This is a genomic window from uncultured Veillonella sp., from assembly GCF_905209685.1.
In the GTDB taxonomy this organism is placed as follows: Bacteria; Bacillota; Negativicutes; order Veillonellales; family Veillonellaceae; genus Veillonella.
Genome location: NZ_CAJLUB010000006.1, coordinates 1 through 16,299 on the forward strand (window position 1 = coordinate 1; position 16,299 = coordinate 16,299).

Here is a 16,299-nt window from a genome sequence, read left to right on the forward strand (position 1 = left end):
CCGCACCAGATTCATAGACATAAACAACTTGTAATATATCTTTCTCTAAGGTTATAACAGATTGAATATTAAATCCTACAGGTAACAACTTTGGCATCTGTGGTGTTATATTCATATATTCTGCTGCTTCTTTAACTGTGGTAAACACATGTACAGGACTTGGCATAATAAAATTGGGTTCTGCAGGTTCAACGGAGATTCCACCAGTCATAGGCATGGAATCGCCTCCATTGGATGGATTATGAGCATTAGTAATGCTATAGGAACCAATAGTTGCCCATGCTAAAGAAGCCACTAATAATATCTTTATCCTTGTTGTCATAACAACAATCTCCGAAAATAAGTTTTGTAAAATTATATTTATCAAAATGCACTCAACAAGTATACCCTAATTGATATAGGATTTCAAGTAACTATTTCTTATGCACCATAAAGCCTGCTGCTTGTTGGTTCGCCATGATGGTTACATCAGAGATTTGCAAGCGTTTAGGTTGGTTTGTTACATACAATACTACATCGGCTACGTCTTCTGGTTGAACAGCCTCAATACCAGCATATACAGATTTTGCTCGTTCCGCATCACCGTGGAAGCGTACTTCACTAAATGGTGTTTCTACGATACCTGGTTGAATAGTTGTAACCTTAATATCTGTAGCAATCGTATCCATGCGAATACCATCGCTCAATGTCTTAACAGCGGCCTTTGTAGCGCAGTAAACAGCGCCGCCTGGATATGCATAAATACCAGCCGTAGAGCCCATATTTACAATATGACCTTCATTTTTATCAATCATGAAAGGCAATACCGCTTTTGTTACATATAAAAGGCCTTTCACATTGGTATCAATCATAGTCACCGCATCATCAACAGAGCTATCTTGGAAAGGATCAAGCCCTTGAGCAAGACCGGCATTATTTACAAGTACATCAACGCCACCAAAAGCCTCGATAGCTGCAGGAACCTTGCTTTCAACATCCTCACGACTACGCACATCAAGAACCAAAGTCTCAACACGTACGCCATATTCCTTAGACAAACGAGCCTGTACCTCGCCCAATAACTCAGCACGACGACCAGAAATCAACACATTATCCCCATACTTGGCATATGCCTCAGCAATACAAAGACCAATACCAGACGTTGCACCAGTGACAAAAACATTACGAGCCATAAAAGCCTCCTCATCATCAATCCGTTCTATTCTAATAAATTCATTATACCATTATAAAAAACAAAAAACGCTACCCCACCACCTATAAACAACAAAAATAGTGTATACATAGGCGCAGATAGGATTTAAAAGAATACATAAAGTGGCTTATGGATTTAGGGATATGATAATAAAAAGAGGATACCCTTTCCGAAAGCGACTTAGGTCACTATGGAGCCTTTCACTAATCCCTAAATGATATGCTGACGCATCTAGTATGTAAGGCAAAGATATTTGAGCTCTACTGTAGCTAGAAAATAAATAGGGATACCTATTCGAAGCCGCCTTGGGCGCTACGCGTACCACTCTTTCCATTCCCCCAAATGATATATTGACGCATCTGAAGGAAAAGCGCATAGAAATGAAAAAGGATTACCGTTCCGGAAGCGACTTAGGTCACTATGGAGCCTTTCGGGACGGTAATCCTTTGTAATCAGTTATATAGCTTTATTTCAGATGCGCCAACATATCATTTAACACTTCCATGCAATCCCCTACGATGCCATAGTTAGCATGTTGGAAGATTTCTGCGTTTGGATCGTTGTTAATAGCTACGATTGTGTCAGCACCGGAGATGCCGCTCACGTGTTGGATAGCGCCGGAGATACCAAATGCCAAGTATAGTTTAGGGCTTACAGTTTTACCTGTTTGGCCTACTTGGTATGGCAATTCAATCCAGCCTTTTTCAACGAGTGGACGTGTAGCACCTACTACGCCACCGATAGCTTCAGCAAGTTCGTAAAGTTTATCGAAGTTTTCTTTAGAGCCCATGCCACGGCCACCAGCTACGATGATATCCGCTTCTTGGATATTGTAACCATCTTTGCTGAACGGAATGAAGTCGAGGCGTTTCATGCGAATGTCTTCAGGCTTGAGATCAAATTGTTCAATTTGGATACGGCCCCAGCTATCTGCAATACGTTCAGGCTTTTTGAATACATTAGGACGTACGGAGCCCATTTGAGGACGATGGTTTGGAGAAATGATTTCCGCCAAAATATTGCCGCCCAAGGCAGGACGTGTCCATTCAACAAGGCCTTCATTTGTATCTACTGTCAAGATTGTACAGTCCGCAACAACACCGTTTTGCATACGACCAGACATGCGAGGCGCCAAGTCACGGCCATTGTTAGTGGCACCAATTAAGAGGATATTAGGCTTGTGATCCTCAAAGAAGTCTGTTAACACCTTAGTGTAGCCATCCGTTGTATAGTATTTCAAAAGGGGACTTTCAAAAACGTGAACAATATCAGCACCATGTGCTACCAGTTCCTCTGCTTCAGTTTGAACATGCTCACCAAGGAGCATAACTTGAACTAGCTGGCCCAATTCCTTAGCAATGCGGCGAGCTTGACCGATTAGTTCATACGTAACCGGATGTACCACGTCATCGATGGTATCGGCTACAACAAAGACGTCTCTATATTCATCAAAATTTGTTACGGCCATTACCGGTCACCTCCTTTAGAACCTTCATCACCTTTGGCAGCTGCTACCGCCTTAAACTCACTAGGGGACACGCTTTCAACAGATGCAGCCCGTTGTACAGGATCTTTTACATCTACGCCCTCATCATTATCCTCAACTACATCAACAGGTGCATCATTTGGCACCAATAAATGAGCAAATTTTTCAGGCTTAATATGATAAGCCAATTCAAGAACCTTTTTAGCCCCTTCCTCGATGGATGGCAACATTTCTACCTTGCCACGAAGAGGTGGTTGGTATACCTTGCGCACCCGCGTAGGGGAGCCGTTAAGACCGATACGACTTTCATCAATATCTGGCATATCGCGCAATGTAATATGAGAAATGGTATAACGTTTCGCATAAATAGAGCTCCAAAGACCTGGTTGGCGTGGTTCATTGAGTTCAGCTGTTGCTGTTACAAGCAATGGCAACGGAACCTCTACGATTTCATAGCCATTTTCATGTTGTCGTTTCACAACTGCTTTTTGCGCACCTTGATCAACGGATAGTTCACAGGCATAGGTAGCTTGTGCCATACCGAGTTCCTCTGCAATTTGAGGACCTACTTGTGCCGTATCGCCATCGATAGCCTGCTTACCGCAGAAGATAATTTGGAATTGACGGTTCATAGTCCGTTGAATATGACGGATGGCAGACGCAATGGTATAGCTAGTAGCCAATGTATCGGCACCACCGAATGCGCGATCTGTAACGAGTACTGCATCATCGGCGCCGAGGGACAAACACTGGCGAAGCGCTTCTTCAGCCTGTGGAGGGCCCATGGATAAAACGGTCACACGACTACCTTCATATTGGTCTTTCACCGTAAGAGCCGCCTCTAACGCATGCATATCGTCAGGGTTTACAATACTAGGCAAGCCTGTGCGGATGAGATTATTTGTTTCCGGATCCAGCTTAATCTCAGATGTATCTGGAACCTGTTTGATACATACTAATAACTCCATACACTCACCCCTGTCTAAATTCTACGCCCTTAGCGTTATGCGGATATTTCCATGTTTTTACGATTGTTTCACCACAAAGAACGCGGCATGTACCGCACTCTAAGCAACCAGCGAAATCAAAGGCTAAATCGCCATTCTCTTGTAATGTATATAGACCGGCAGGACAGCCGTTTACGAGTTTCATTTTCTCTTCGTGGCTAAAACCAGCGCCATCCACCAAGATATGAGGAGACGTTTCATCTACATAATATTTATTGGCGCCCAAACGCTCTTCTAATTTCATAGGGAACGCACCCCTTTCCATGCATCACGAATCAATCTGAATAGGCCTACATCCTTGACGCGGCGTAACAATTTTTTCATCAATGGCACCGCACCATCACCATTTACGGTGAATACATCACGCATAAGATTGTTTACAAATACAGGGTACTCATTAAAAATACGCGGATTAGAGGCCAAGAATTTCGGCATATTTTTATACAATTTCATATCGCGACGCAACCAAGATGCCTTGATTTGTTTTTCGTACAATTTAGTAACGCGGTCCATATTTTCGTCGCGTAACGCCACATTGACCGCCTCAGCCGCGCACATGCCGGACTCGATAGCCAGATCCATACCACGAATCGTATACCCTAGATTCATACACATCCGCGCCGCATCACCAACGATGATGTAACCCTTGCCGCCCAATTTTGGCATCGCTTTATAACCGCCTTCAGGCACAAGATGCGCGCTATGTTCCTTTAATTGACCATTTTTCAAAAGCGGTGCAATTCTAGGATGACTGGTGAAAGCCTCCAACATTTCGTCAACTGATTTATCCGCCAAGCCGATGTCCTCAAGGCCTACTACCATGCCTACGGAAAGGCTGTCCTTGTTCGTATATATAAAGCCGCCGCCTAGTAGACCATCTGTCATATCGCCCAACGTGAGCCATGCCATGCCTTCATCACTAGATAACATAAGGCGATTCTCGAGGTCCTCTTTTTTGAATTTATATACCTCTTTCACACCCACAGCCATCGTCTTAGGATCGGTCGGGCCAGTTAAACCAGCCTCTTCTAAAAGCACTGTGTTAGCACCTTCAGCGATGATAACGAGTTTTGCATACACCTCATCATCGTGACAACGTACACCTACAACGCGACGTTTTTTACCTTCCCCTTCGGTGATGAGTTCCGTTACCTGTACATTAGAAACGAGCAAAGCCCCTTTCTTCTCAGCCTCTTCGGCCAGCCATTTATCGAATTTAGCACGCAACACAACATAGGATTCTTCATTTTCTTTCACATCTTGGTAACTATATTCAATGGTCGTCATCTCATTGCCAGCGCCGATGGAAATGCGTTCCTTTGTCACCTTTCTTTCAAGAGGCGCACGATCTCTAAAATCCGGTACCAATTTCTCTAGAGAATGCGTATAAATACGACCACCCATCATATTCTTAGCACCTGGCGCCATCCCGCGCTCAATGACCAACACCTTCACACGCTGCTCCGCCAAACGTAACGCCGCTGCAGCACCCGCCGGCCCTGCCCCCACGACGATAACGTCAAATCTCTCATTTCGATCTATTGCCATATACTCAGCTCCTTTTTATGAAAGCCTAACTTACATAAGTCTATATATTATATATTCACGATACAGATTGAAAATACCTTTTTAACATAGCACATGTACATGAAAATTTTATAAGAAAATAAAAAAGGGGCCTTTCCCCTCTCACACCTAAAGTTTTTGGAGAGGCAATGGGGACTGCCAAAAGCTGACTTTGGCCCTGCGTAGCCCGAAGGGCGAAGTCAGACCCGGCCGGTGGAAGATTTTGGCAGTTCACATTGCCAACCCATAAAAATTAGCGTATGATAAATGTAAGTAATAATCTCTATACGGAGCAAGACGCGTATATAATACGACCGCATAATGCAAGACCACGGTCAAAGTAAGGCACTCAACATTTTGGTATTTACCTCAAGGAGGCCATATGGATCCGCAAAGAATTCTGAAAGCATTATCCAATCCACATCGGTTAGATATTATATTGTGGCTAAAGCACCCAGAGCAAGAATTCGGTGTTCAAGTACACTCTAAAACTCTCATCGATTTTCCAAACAGCGTTAGCGTTAAGAGTATTCAAAAACGCTGTGGTGTATCACAATCGTCTGTATCTACATTTATGACTATGTTAGAGCGTGCATGCCTTGTGGAATCGCGAAAAATTGACCAATACACCTATTATAGGCGCAATGAAACAGTTATCCGCGAGTTTGGCGAATGGTACAACAAAGAAGTATACATCCAAGCCGATAATATCGACAAATTGTTGGAAACAGTAACCTTAGACGACACATCCTATCCATCAACAGAGGATAGTTCTATGCTAAATCAACAACAAAGCATAGGCATATCTACTAAGGGACTAGACTATGAAAAAGATAATACCTAAACACAACTCCCTATCATTGCTTTATAGGGAACAATAAAGGAGCTATACTGCTAGAGGGTATCCTCAGCAATATAGCTCCTTTTACATTTATTTTTCTGCTCCATCGATTCTCTCCCTTACGCGACGAAAAACATCGGTGCCAGAGAATCTAACTTTACTTTCTTTTGCTGCAGAATCAGCCTCGTCTAATGCATACTCAATAGAGTCTGTTAATGCAGCATATAGTTCTATATCCATTTTATTTATCGTTGTGCTTCGTATGCTCTAAATAGTTTAGATAGCAATACAGGCGCTAGTTTTAAAAGATCTGGGTTTTCGCAGAAGGATATGCGAAGTTGTGTCTTACCAGGATTGTGTTCCCTATCGGCACCACTGTAGAATCCGTTTAGTGGAGCCATAAGCAATGTATAGTCATTGCCATCATCCAAGGTCACACGGCCGTGTTCAGCACACCAAGCAGCAAATTCTACGCCGTCAAAGCCAGGTTTTGCTACATTGCGTACATCGATAACGAAATAGATGGACGCTTCTGGATTAGAGATAATGAAATCTGGTTCTACCTCTTTAAATCCCTTGTGAAGTTCAAAGATCATTTCGCGATAGTAATCACGTTGTTGCTCATACCAGTTATGAAGATCAGCGTGGCTTTCATGAGCCAAGGCACCAAAAATATATTGACCAAGCGTATTAGCACTGAGATTCGCCGTATATTCAGCAACAGATTTTTCATAGCACAACGCATTGTCTGTAATGATGGCGCCAATGCGAAGGCCACAAGCATTCCAAACCTTAGAGGCCGTTTCAAGACTGATACGACGACCTTCGATACCTGGTACATCCTTATTCGTCAATGTCCAAATACTAGATGTTTCCTTGCCTTTTTCGTAGGCCAATTCACGATAGGCTTCGTCGGAAATAATCCATAAATTATATTTTACGCACAAAGATGCATATTCAATCAAAGTTTCCTTGCTGAATAGTTGACCAGTTGGATTGTCGTAAGGAATAATCAACAATGCCCCTGGTTTTGTTTCTATAATACGTTTTTCCACGGTTTCAATGGATGGCAATTCAAATTCACCATTCTCATTCAGGCGTCGTTCTACGGTTACCGTTTTACGACCAATGCGATGACCTACCGCATCGTAGTTCGTGTAGGACGGATTGAACATCAATAGAGGACGTTCCTCTTCACCTGCACCGCCACAAACGCCAAGCATGATGATTTCCATCGCCATGGACGCACCATCTGTAACGAGTACATTAAGGCCTGTTGTATCGAAACCTTGGCTACGCAAAATATGCAAGAATGCTTCACGACATTCATCGGTACCCGTTGTTGGTACATAGGGTACGATGCCTGTACTGAAAGGACTATTTGGTCCGCCTAGAGTAAATAGTCGGCGCTGCATGGCGGGATGCATAGGACGCATAACATTACCAATAGAACCGTTAACTAAAATAGGTGGGTTCTTTCGCTCTAAAAATTTAATTTGCCCCATGCGGATCCCCGACGGCTTGCGAGCCATCATATACGGGGATAAAACCGGTAGTTCCATACAGAATCCAACTCCTCTAAATAAACGCCTTACACAAAAATAAGGCTGTAATACGCATACATTGATATATATAGATACATTCTATTATAGTGCTTTTACAAGAGAAAATCTATAGTTTTATCATTATAGCTTACAGCCTTATCAGTTTTTTTACTTATGCGATGAATTAGATGGTAACTTCAACACCTAAGCGGAAGTTGCGACCTTGGCCTGGCCACCAATCACCTGCATTACCCCAACGTACGTTAGATTGTTCTGCGTAGTATGTATCAAATAGGTTATTAACGCGACCAAATACAGTCACATTTTCACGCACGCGATAGTTAGCACTAATATCAGTAATCCAATACGTTGTACGAGGGAAGATATTAGCCGCAGGACCTGGACGGTCGATGACACCGCGAATATCCAAATGAGCATCCCATTTAGCATCATTGTAATCGAGACCTGCATTAACTGCATGTTTAGGCACATACCCATCGCGATTAGCTTTGCGAGTTGGTGTAGCATCAATATGAGTATATGTATAACCGAGGCGGGCAGATAAATGTTTCGTTAACTGTTTACGTACATCTGCATTGATACCATGCGCTTTTTCTGTATCAAAGTTTTGATATTGAACTGTACCCGTCGCAGGATTTGTTGCCCAACCAATTTTATCTTTTGTACTGCGACTAAAGAAGCTGAGATTGCTATTCCAAGTTTTACCGAATTTATGATGAACACCTACGCTCCATTCATGACCTGTTTCAGGTTTCAAATTGCGATTTCCATATGTGCCATCAAAGAGTTGGTAAGGTGTAGGGGCCAAGAAATATTCTTTATACGCTGCATATACATTCGTTTTAGCATTCACATCGTAGCCAACGCTAATGGATGGCGATGTATGTGTACCAAATGCAGAATGGTGGTCAACACGAACACCTGGTGTTACCGTCCATTTTGGAGCCACTTTCCACTCATCTTGAAGGAAATAAGACGTATTCGTAAGCTTGATACCACCCATGTTAACAACCTTATCTTGGCGCCAATCAAAACCGCCAACTACGGTATGATCTTTCGCTTTATACGTCACTTGATCGCCAAACGCACGAGTCTTAATATCTGTTAAATAACCATCATATTTAGTTTTATAATGATTATCTAATACGTACAATTGATGGCTCCAACGTTTGTTGATGTTATTATTCCAAACTGCACGGAAGGAATCACTTGCTTCTGTACCGTAACGAATGTGATTAAGGGCACCCATATGGTCAGAGTACATCGCCTCACCGCGATATGTATCATAGAATACCTTCACATCATTTTTGTCATTGATTTTATTGCCTACCATGAAGGAACCAGTATGGCTGTTGCCATGTTGCGGAATGCGTATGCCATGACCATCTTTATAGGACCCGATGATATCTTTTTGGTACCCTACACGCCAGTACCAATCCTTTTTACTACCTTCATTCAAGAGAGCGTATTGTTCTAAATCATTGCTGCCGCCCATCATGCGAAGCTTAGTTTGAACACCTTCCTCAGGTTTTGCAGTGATTACGTTCACAACACCACCGATAGCGCCAGAACCGTATAATGTAGAACCGGCACCGCGTTGTACTTCAATACGGTCGATGCTAGACATATCTTTCAAAATTGTCATCGGTGGATTCACACCAGCCGCGCCCATATTGATGCCGTCCACTAAATATAGTACTTGGTCGGAACCATTGATACGGAACGCATTAGAATTCGTGTAACCTACGCCACCACCATACGTATTGATATCTACACCTGGTACAATACGCATCGCTTCATTCATGTTAGTTGCGTGACGTTCGCGGATATCATCGCCTGTGACTACACCTACGCTAGCTGGTACTTGTGAAAGCTGTTGTTCACTACGCGTTGCAGTAACGACAATGGTATGAGAATCTTGTGCATCAGCAGCTAATACGCTAGGTGCACTAATAGTGCTACCAAATACAAGAGCTAATCCCACATATAGAGATAAACGTTGTTTCTTTGATACTTTCATAAAAACCTCCACACACATCAAACTATAAATTACATACTATAAATATTTTGTGCCATAGATACCATTGCTCGAGTCATAAATTGAGAATAACTCATAACCTGCGAGGAATCTACAAGGTACACACGACGATTGGCGATGGCCTTAACGCCCTGCAAAGCAGGATCAGAGTAAAGCTGCTCTGCCGTTGCTGGCGTAGTGCCATCTGATGTATAGGCCACAGAAGGAATAAAAATGATATCAGGGTTAGATTTTATTAAATCCTCTCTCGTCCCATTATCAAAAGGGCCTAACCCTATTTGAGTGGCTGCATTATTTACCTTCAAATAGTTACACATATCATCAAAGGTTGAACCCTTGCCGCCTGTTAAACCAAATTGGGAATAAAACGCCACCAAAGGACGTTCTCCACTATGCTTATTGGTCAATTCTTCTACAGTTTTCAAATCTGCATCCATGCTGGCAATCATGGATTCATCAGATGCATGTAATAGACCGGCAATCTCATGAATAGTAGCTTTTGCTTCTTGTACCGTAGTAGGCGTTTTATATACATAAACAGGAATCTGCATATTGCGCATTTCCCCAATCGCATCTGGAGACATCCAATTGGGTACTAATACTAAATCTGGCTGTACAGAGAGCATGGACTCAGCAGATGCTTTCACATGTTTCTCTACCTTAGCCGACGCGTCGGGCACATTATTAGGTACCGTACCAACAGCGGCTACGCGGCTTGGATCAACCAAGGATAGGACTATATCCTCTGTGCTAGCAGCGATAGGAACGATGCGCTTAGGTTCAGTCGGCACCGTAACAACAGTGCCGGTACCATCCGTCACCTGATGTGTAGCGCCCGTAGTTCCCAGCTGTTTAGGACCACAGCCGAACACCAGAAGTACCATCATGACTATGGTACATATAATAGATATTCTTTGTTTCATACTAACGACCTTCTATAACACCTTCTATGGAAATATATAAGGACTGCAAATTCTCTAGCATCTTTGGAGATGCATCCCAGTAGCCACGTTGAGCGGCTTCTAACAAAATTTCCGCAATGCGCTGCAAGGCCCACGGATTTACATCACGCATCCAGTCTTGCACCGTTGTATCTAAAGCATACTTGTTAGCATAACCTTCATAGACCCAATCGGGCACTATATCGCTCGTCGCATCCCAGCCAAAGCTATGGGATACCACATTGGACATATCCGATGCACCTTTGTAACCATGATTCATCATGGCTTGAATGAATTTCGGGTTTTGTGTTTCCCCTTGCACAACGCGACGCAGCTCATCCGACAAGGACCGCATCACAACGCGGCTACGGTCGGTGCTATCCCCCACATAGGCGCGAGGCGCACTGCCCTTTGCAGTCCGCACGGCTGCAATGAGACCACCATGATAGCTATAATAATCGTCTGCACTCAGAATATGCGTTTCTCGATTATCTTCATTTTTAATGGTCACATCCATGGTCGTTAATCGACGTTGGAATAGCCTCATATCCTGAGGAATATCCTTGTGTATATGAAAGCTACTCCACTTGCTATACACTTGCGCAATATCTTCTACGGATTGCCAATTTTTACCTTCTATCAAGGCGCCTACACCGGTGCCATAGGCCTGTGGCGGGTCACCGAAGATACGGAGTCGCGCCTTTTTAGTAGCCAACAAAGGATCCTCACCTTGCTCCACGAGCCAATCTACATCATCGTGAATATGCTTTTTCACATAGTTATCTTCTAGTGGTTCATCTAAGTCTGCCACCAGTTCAACAGCCTTGTCGAGCCAACTAATGGCAGTAGGCATCATATCTCGAATGAGGCCACTGATGCGACCCATTACGTCGATACGAGGTCGTTGTAATTCTTCTAAAGGAATCACCTCTAGGCCTGAAATGCGACCATTGGACTGCCATTTAGGGCGAACGCCCAATAAATAAAGAAATTCCCCTAAACACTGGCCGTGACTTCTAGAGTTGCTACTAGCCCAGAGAATGATGCCTACCGTTTCAGGGTACCGTTGTTCGTTTAAGATATAGTCAGCAATGACTTGGTCTGCCAAGTCTATCCCTAGCTGATAAGCAATCTTTGTGGGTAGTGCCCGTTCATCGAGGCCATAGAAGTTACGCCCCGTAGGCAATACATCAACTTGACCGCTGGAAGGAGCTCCACCAGGGCCGGGTTCAACATATTTTCCCTGCAAGCCCTGCGAAATGGATGTAACCTCATTCTTTGTTTGCCCTAATTTAGGTATATACTCGCGCACAATGACTGCGGCCAAAGGCGCTAGCCGTTCTGGTACTGTATAATCTGGTGTATTCACCACATACCTTACAAACGCACGCAGTTCGTTCCAAATTTGATCAATGATGTGACTATAACGAATCACCTCGTCATTTACGTCCCCTGCATGTTGCTCTATATAGGACCAATCATAACCTAATTCTTCGGCTAAGATTTCAAGACCCGATGCAATATCCCCTTGTGGCGTCCGTACAATGGCGGTAATAAATTCCTCTAGCTCTACACCTTCAGGTCCCTGCCCTAAAATGTGCAAGCCATTTCTCATCTGCATATGCTTTAGGTCGCTTAACTTTTCATGGACAGCTGTAATAAGATCGTCCATCCCCATTGCAGCGCCTTGTTCTTCATCGATGAGATGACACGCCATGGCTTTCTCTCGAATCACGTTCTCTATATCCGATACACTCTCAGGATGCTCTTGCTCAAAATGACTATGCTCATCGAGTAAGGCTTCTAGTTCTTCAAACTCATCATATAGACCAGCCGTCGTCATCGGTGGCGACAGGTGCCCTACTAAGCAAGCGGAGCTGCGCCGTTTAGCCTGTATCCCCTCACCTATGATAGTCGTCCAGTACGGGTAAATATTAGGTAACGAGGATATACCAATTTCAGGATAGCAACTAGCACTGAGGCCTGCTCCCTTGCCTGGAAGCCATTCTAAGGAGCCATGAGTTCCTACATGGATGACTGCATCTGCTTCGAAGACGTTCCGAACCCAATGGTAGAAGGCCAAGTACTGATGCGGTGGTGGCAAACAGGGATCGTGGTAAATGGCAGATACATTCTCCCCAAAACCACGAGGTGGTTGCACTGTAATCCATAGATTCCCATTGGAAAATCCAGGGATAATAACCTCATCATCGTAGACGAATACATCTCCAGGCGCCGCGCCCCAAGACTCGATCATAGACTTTTGCGTATCTTCTGGCAGCGTTTCAAAATATGCTTTGTAATCAGCACTACTCAAACGCCCTTCTGCAGAAGCTAAGAGCTCATCAGTGAGCATAGACCTGTCATTCGTCATATGAGATGTGACTATATCCATCAACTCTGCACTCGTTTCTGGCACAGTATCTACGGTATAGCCCTCATCTTGCATACGCTGTAATAGTCGTCGTACCGATTCAGGTGTATCAAGTCCTGCAGCGGACCCAATATTGGAATTTTTAGGCGGATAGTTATGCAAGATAATAGCTACCTTTCGCTCCGATACTGGAATATGTCGTAATTTAGACCATTTAATGGCCCGCTCTACAATAGCAGCAATGCGTTCTTTTACAGGTAGATACACATAGTGACCACGCTCATCAAAGGTTTGACACGCCACGACGCCCCCCTGAATGACGCCATCGAGCTCAGGTTGTGATATAGATAAATTCACGTCCAAAGGCGTCACGCCTTGCGGGTCTGCAGCCCAGGTTTTCTCATCCATGTATATGGTATAGCCCTGAATGATAGGCACATCCTGTAACTTTAATTCCTCCAAAGTTTGCGCCCCTAAGGACTGATAGGAGAATTTACAAGTATTTATGAGCACGTCAAAGGGGAACTGGTCCTTACCGAAAAGGTAATTCATGGACAGCTTCATATTCGGAATGCCTACACGAGGATTGGAACCATATTGCCCATAAAAGATAATTGGGTTGTAACCATGTTTATAAATCTCTTCAAACAAGGCCTGTTGGTAATAAATATCCCCCATAATCCATTCGTCGCGATAGAAATACACCGCGATGGACGGCCAATCCCGATGTCCTTCGGCATCCATGAACTCATCATAGGTTTCGTAGATGTTTCCATCGCGGCCCATGATGGCTTGCCACGGAATGTGATCAGGTTCCTCCCATTCGGAGATCGGTTTTGTACTGAAAGCACCGTTAATAAGGCGCACATAGTTCATGACGCCACTGGTGCGGCGATAGCTTTCAAGAAATCTCCGTTGATTTTCGTCTATATTGCGATAGAGAATATCTGTTTTCTTAGGCTCTACCACATCAATCCAATACTTAGGATGATGCGCATACAGCCAACGCTCTAGACGTTCTAAAAATGGCGAATCTAAGCCAACCCCCATATTCGTTACGAGAACGACATCTGCAGCGCGTAGGCGGCTTTCAAAATCCTCATCCCAAAGGGGCTGTTTTTTCATATTACAGATGTCCACCTCACCCTGTATTAATTCAGGATAGGTGGCAACAGCCTGTTCTATATATTGGATTTGTTTTCCTAAATTAGAAATATACATGAGACGACTCATGATCTACCTCCGCGATACTCGTAAAATACCATCCGCCGTAATAGTATCCATGGCGTAATAACTGCCATTCATTAATTGACATAGTTCCTTAGCAAGGCCTAGCTTGATAAAGCCCGTTTCCGTATCAATAACGATACAATCTACAGGCAAGGTTCCAAGAATACGAGCCCATTGTTTAGCCTCTGCTACGGGATCCTCAGAATCCCCCGACGTAGCACGTCCATCGGTGATACATATAATCTGAATGCGTTCTGCCCGATGGGCACGCAACAATCTATCGCACATGGTGTAGGCCATGCGTAAACCGTGAGCTAATGGCGTCTTACCACCTGTAGGCATGGACGCTAATAGTCGCTCTGCGCGCTCTACGCTACGCGTGAACGGCAATAACACCTCTGCCGATTCCTTGCGAAAAGCAATGAGCCCTACTGAGTCACGGTGAATATAGGAATCCCTTAAGAGGCTCAAAATAGCGGATTTCGTGGCCTCCATGCGATGACGTGCCGCCATAGAACCGCTCGCATCCACCACAAAGAGCTGGTATGCACCAATACGTTTTTCTCGAGCTTTACGGCGATAGTCCTGTGGTTTTATCACTATAGATAATTCCTTAGATTCTTGCTGTTCTAATGGCAGAGACTCCGTAGATTGTATTTCTTGTTCCACCTTAACAGCAGCTCGCAACCGTTGGTAGGGTGCTGCCGCTCGCAATGTATCGACTAAGGCCAAGTCCTCAAGAGCATATTCATCTTGATAGGCTCGAATCATGCGCCCTCGAGTATCATTTGTTTTAGTCATGAGTCGACGACCAGAACCCTTGCGATACTGGCGGTCTACCGTCTTATAAGACTGTAATTTCCAATGAAACATCTGGTTAGCTATACGGGCAACAGTATCAGGCAAAGATACAGAAGATAGCCCGTTAGATACATCAGCATCAGTGCTTCTTGAATCAGAACTATCAGGTTCCTTAGAGTTAGCGTCATTAGTGCCGCTCGTTTCTTCTTGATTAGCGTTGCCGAATACGTCTTGATTAGACGCTCCATCTTCGGTACCACTTATATCATTATTGGAATTATCTAATTCATTGGGATTGGATTCATCACCATTAGAATCTTCTCCACCCGAATTACTCGAGTTATCTACATCAGAGTCCTCTGCTATTTCAGTATTTTTCTGCAACTGATTTTGGTCGTTTGTACTACTTCCATTATCCCCTTGTGATGATTGAGATTCTGATGCTTCATCTCGCTTCATACGATGGGGCAAAACATATAAAGCGGCTCGGTCTGCATGGATTGGCTTGCAGTACGAGCTGCCATCAAGAACTGCAAGAGATTTCATAACTTGCAGCAATATGTATTCTGCACCATGGCCTACGGTACGTGCTTGTAGTGCATAGGATATGGCTAGTGAAAGCATAGCATCCGAAACAGCAATATTCTGAACTCGTTTAGTAGCTATGAGAGATAACATATCTTCAGCTGAAATAACATCTATTGAGCTAGTTTCCTCCTCACATAGGGCACTATCCAAGTCTGATTGATTATCCCCTGCTATAGATGCTTCACCACATAGGATTTCTTCTCGATTTTGTTGCAAAATAGCAACTCGAGACTCTAGTGTAGGTGCAGCCATAGATACATGCACATCGACGAGTTCCCACTCCGCATCATCTAGTGTTCTATCTTCATGATTGATAGTCATGATGAGCAGTATTTGACGTCGCTTCGCCTCTACTAATAAGGCATGACGAACCTCAGGTGCCAGAACGTGACCATCATCGACAACCCAGCATCGAGTGCTAGTATCATCTAAAAGACCTGCGGACATAATCATCTTGCCCTGCTCTAGGGACGCTTCAAAATCGATAGTCTCTTGTAATTGTGAATTTTCTACATAAATAGGTATCAAACGATAGGGAAGATGCCACGCTTCGAGGCACTGGCGAAGGATATAACTTTTACCCACACCAGTACCACCAGAAATAATGAGAGTATGAATCTGATTGTTTACAAGGCCTATTTTGAGGGCCTCTTGTACAGATGTTTCCATA

The 16,299-nt window shown here is 43.9% G+C and carries 12 protein-coding genes and 1 pseudogene; 1 reads left to right on the forward strand and 12 read right to left on the reverse strand.

Features of this window, described 5'->3' with window-relative positions:
* The 6 genes and pseudogenes from QZ055_RS01270 to QZ055_RS01295 form a co-directional block, all read right to left on the reverse strand.
* Nucleotides 1–322, reverse strand: a pseudogene (locus QZ055_RS01270) (hypothetical protein); the annotation flags it as partial.
* A gap of 91 nt (nucleotides 323–413) precedes the next feature.
* On the reverse strand, nucleotides 414–1,172 hold the full coding sequence (locus tag QZ055_RS01275) for an SDR family NAD(P)-dependent oxidoreductase (protein ID WP_295824124.1): 759 nt from the start codon (nucleotides 1,170–1,172) through the stop codon (nucleotides 414–416).
* A 486-nt stretch (nucleotides 1,173–1,658) separates the two neighbouring features.
* Nucleotides 1,659–2,660 (reverse strand): electron transfer flavoprotein subunit alpha/FixB family protein, encoded by a 1,002-nt coding sequence (locus QZ055_RS01280; protein ID WP_295218660.1) that lies wholly within the window; start codon nucleotides 2,658–2,660, stop codon nucleotides 1,659–1,661.
* Entirely contained in the window at nucleotides 2,660–3,646 is a 987-nt protein-coding gene (locus tag QZ055_RS01285) for an electron transfer flavoprotein subunit beta/FixA family protein (protein ID WP_295824126.1), read from the reverse strand. The genes QZ055_RS01280 and QZ055_RS01285 overlap by 1 nt, the downstream gene beginning before the upstream one ends.
* A 4-nt stretch (nucleotides 3,647–3,650) precedes the next feature.
* Complete coding sequence (locus QZ055_RS01290; protein WP_024065077.1) at nucleotides 3,651–3,929, reverse strand: Ferredoxin-like protein; 279 nt, start codon at nucleotides 3,927–3,929, stop codon at nucleotides 3,651–3,653.
* Nucleotides 3,926–5,233 (reverse strand): FAD-dependent oxidoreductase, encoded by a 1,308-nt coding sequence (locus QZ055_RS01295; RefSeq protein ID WP_295824128.1) that lies wholly within the window; start codon nucleotides 5,231–5,233, stop codon nucleotides 3,926–3,928. The genes QZ055_RS01290 and QZ055_RS01295 overlap by 4 nt, the downstream gene beginning before the upstream one ends.
* A gap of 400 nt (nucleotides 5,234–5,633) precedes the next feature.
* On the opposite strand from QZ055_RS01295, the gene QZ055_RS01300 reads away from it, so the two are divergent.
* Nucleotides 5,634–6,095, forward strand: coding sequence for a helix-turn-helix transcriptional regulator (locus QZ055_RS01300; protein ID WP_295824132.1), 462 nt, complete (start codon nucleotides 5,634–5,636; stop codon nucleotides 6,093–6,095).
* 87 nt (nucleotides 6,096–6,182) lie between these two features.
* Here the strand turns inward: QZ055_RS01300 and QZ055_RS01305 are convergent, their stop codons facing one another.
* The 6 genes from QZ055_RS01305 to QZ055_RS01330 all read right to left on the reverse strand — a co-directional run bounded on the left by QZ055_RS01305 (nucleotide 6,183) and on the right by QZ055_RS01330 (nucleotide 16,298).
* The gene (locus QZ055_RS01305; RefSeq protein WP_005376489.1) at nucleotides 6,183–6,332 is read right to left on the reverse strand and encodes a hypothetical protein; all 150 of its coding nucleotides are present in this window, start codon (nucleotides 6,330–6,332) and stop codon (nucleotides 6,183–6,185) included.
* A gap of 5 nt (nucleotides 6,333–6,337) precedes the next feature.
* Nucleotides 6,338–7,654 carry a pyridoxal phosphate-dependent aminotransferase gene (locus QZ055_RS01310; protein WP_005376509.1) on the reverse strand — a complete coding sequence of 439 codons (1,317 nt, stop codon included), beginning with the start codon at nucleotides 7,652–7,654 and terminating at the stop codon, nucleotides 6,338–6,340.
* 166 nt (nucleotides 7,655–7,820) lie between these two features.
* On the reverse strand, nucleotides 7,821–9,677 hold the full coding sequence (locus QZ055_RS01315; protein ID WP_005376461.1) for a TonB-dependent siderophore receptor: 1,857 nt from the start codon (nucleotides 9,675–9,677) through the stop codon (nucleotides 7,821–7,823).
* A 29-nt stretch (nucleotides 9,678–9,706) separates the two neighbouring features.
* Complete coding sequence (locus QZ055_RS01320; protein WP_270523663.1) at nucleotides 9,707–10,618, reverse strand: ABC transporter substrate-binding protein; 912 nt, start codon at nucleotides 10,616–10,618, stop codon at nucleotides 9,707–9,709.
* 1 nt (nucleotide 10,619) lies between these two features.
* Nucleotides 10,620–14,243: a cobaltochelatase subunit CobN gene (gene cobN / locus QZ055_RS01325; protein WP_295824138.1), complete on the reverse strand. Its 3,624-nt coding sequence runs from the start codon at nucleotides 14,241–14,243 to the stop codon at nucleotides 10,620–10,622.
* Nucleotides 14,244–14,246: 3 nt separating this feature from the next.
* The gene (locus tag QZ055_RS01330) at nucleotides 14,247–16,298 is read right to left on the reverse strand and encodes a VWA domain-containing protein (RefSeq protein ID WP_295824140.1); all 2,052 of its coding nucleotides are present in this window, start codon (nucleotides 16,296–16,298) and stop codon (nucleotides 14,247–14,249) included.
* Nucleotide 16,299: the final 1 nt, after the last annotated feature.

What these genes read in the sequence shown, in the direction of transcription:
- QZ055_RS01275 (WP_295824124.1), bottom strand. Translation starts at nt 1,172, where the DNA reads ATGGCTCGTAATGTTTTTGTCACTGGTGCAACGTCTGGTATTGGTCTT.
- QZ055_RS01285 (WP_295824126.1), bottom strand. Translation starts at nt 3,646, where the DNA reads ATGGAGTTATTAGTATGTATCAAACAGGTTCCAGATACATCTGAGATT.
- QZ055_RS01305 (WP_005376489.1), bottom strand. Translation starts at nt 6,332, where the DNA reads ATGGATATAGAACTATATGCTGCATTAACAGACTCTATTGAGTATGCA.
- QZ055_RS01310 (WP_005376509.1), bottom strand. Translation starts at nt 7,654, where the DNA reads ATGGAACTACCGGTTTTATCCCCGTATATGATGGCTCGCAAGCCGTCG.
- QZ055_RS01320 (WP_270523663.1), bottom strand. Translation starts at nt 10,618, where the DNA reads ATGAAACAAAGAATATCTATTATATGTACCATAGTCATGATGGTACTT.
- QZ055_RS01300 (WP_295824132.1), top strand. Translation starts at nt 5,634, where the DNA reads ATGGATCCGCAAAGAATTCTGAAAGCATTATCCAATCCACATCGGTTA.
- QZ055_RS01295 (WP_295824128.1), bottom strand. Translation starts at nt 5,233, where the DNA reads ATGGCAATAGATCGAAATGAGAGATTTGACGTTATCGTCGTGGGGGCA.
- QZ055_RS01280 (WP_295218660.1), bottom strand. Translation starts at nt 2,660, where the DNA reads ATGGCCGTAACAAATTTTGATGAATATAGAGACGTCTTTGTTGTAGCC.
- QZ055_RS01315 (WP_005376461.1), bottom strand. Translation starts at nt 9,677, where the DNA reads ATGAAAGTATCAAAGAAACAACGTTTATCTCTATATGTGGGATTAGCT.
- QZ055_RS01290 (WP_024065077.1), bottom strand. Translation starts at nt 3,929, where the DNA reads ATGAAATTAGAAGAGCGTTTGGGCGCCAATAAATATTATGTAGATGAA.
- QZ055_RS01330 (WP_295824140.1), bottom strand. Translation starts at nt 16,298, where the DNA reads ATGGAAACATCTGTACAAGAGGCCCTCAAAATAGGCCTTGTAAACAAT.
- cobN (WP_295824138.1), bottom strand. Translation starts at nt 14,243, where the DNA reads ATGAGTCGTCTCATGTATATTTCTAATTTAGGAAAACAAATCCAATAT.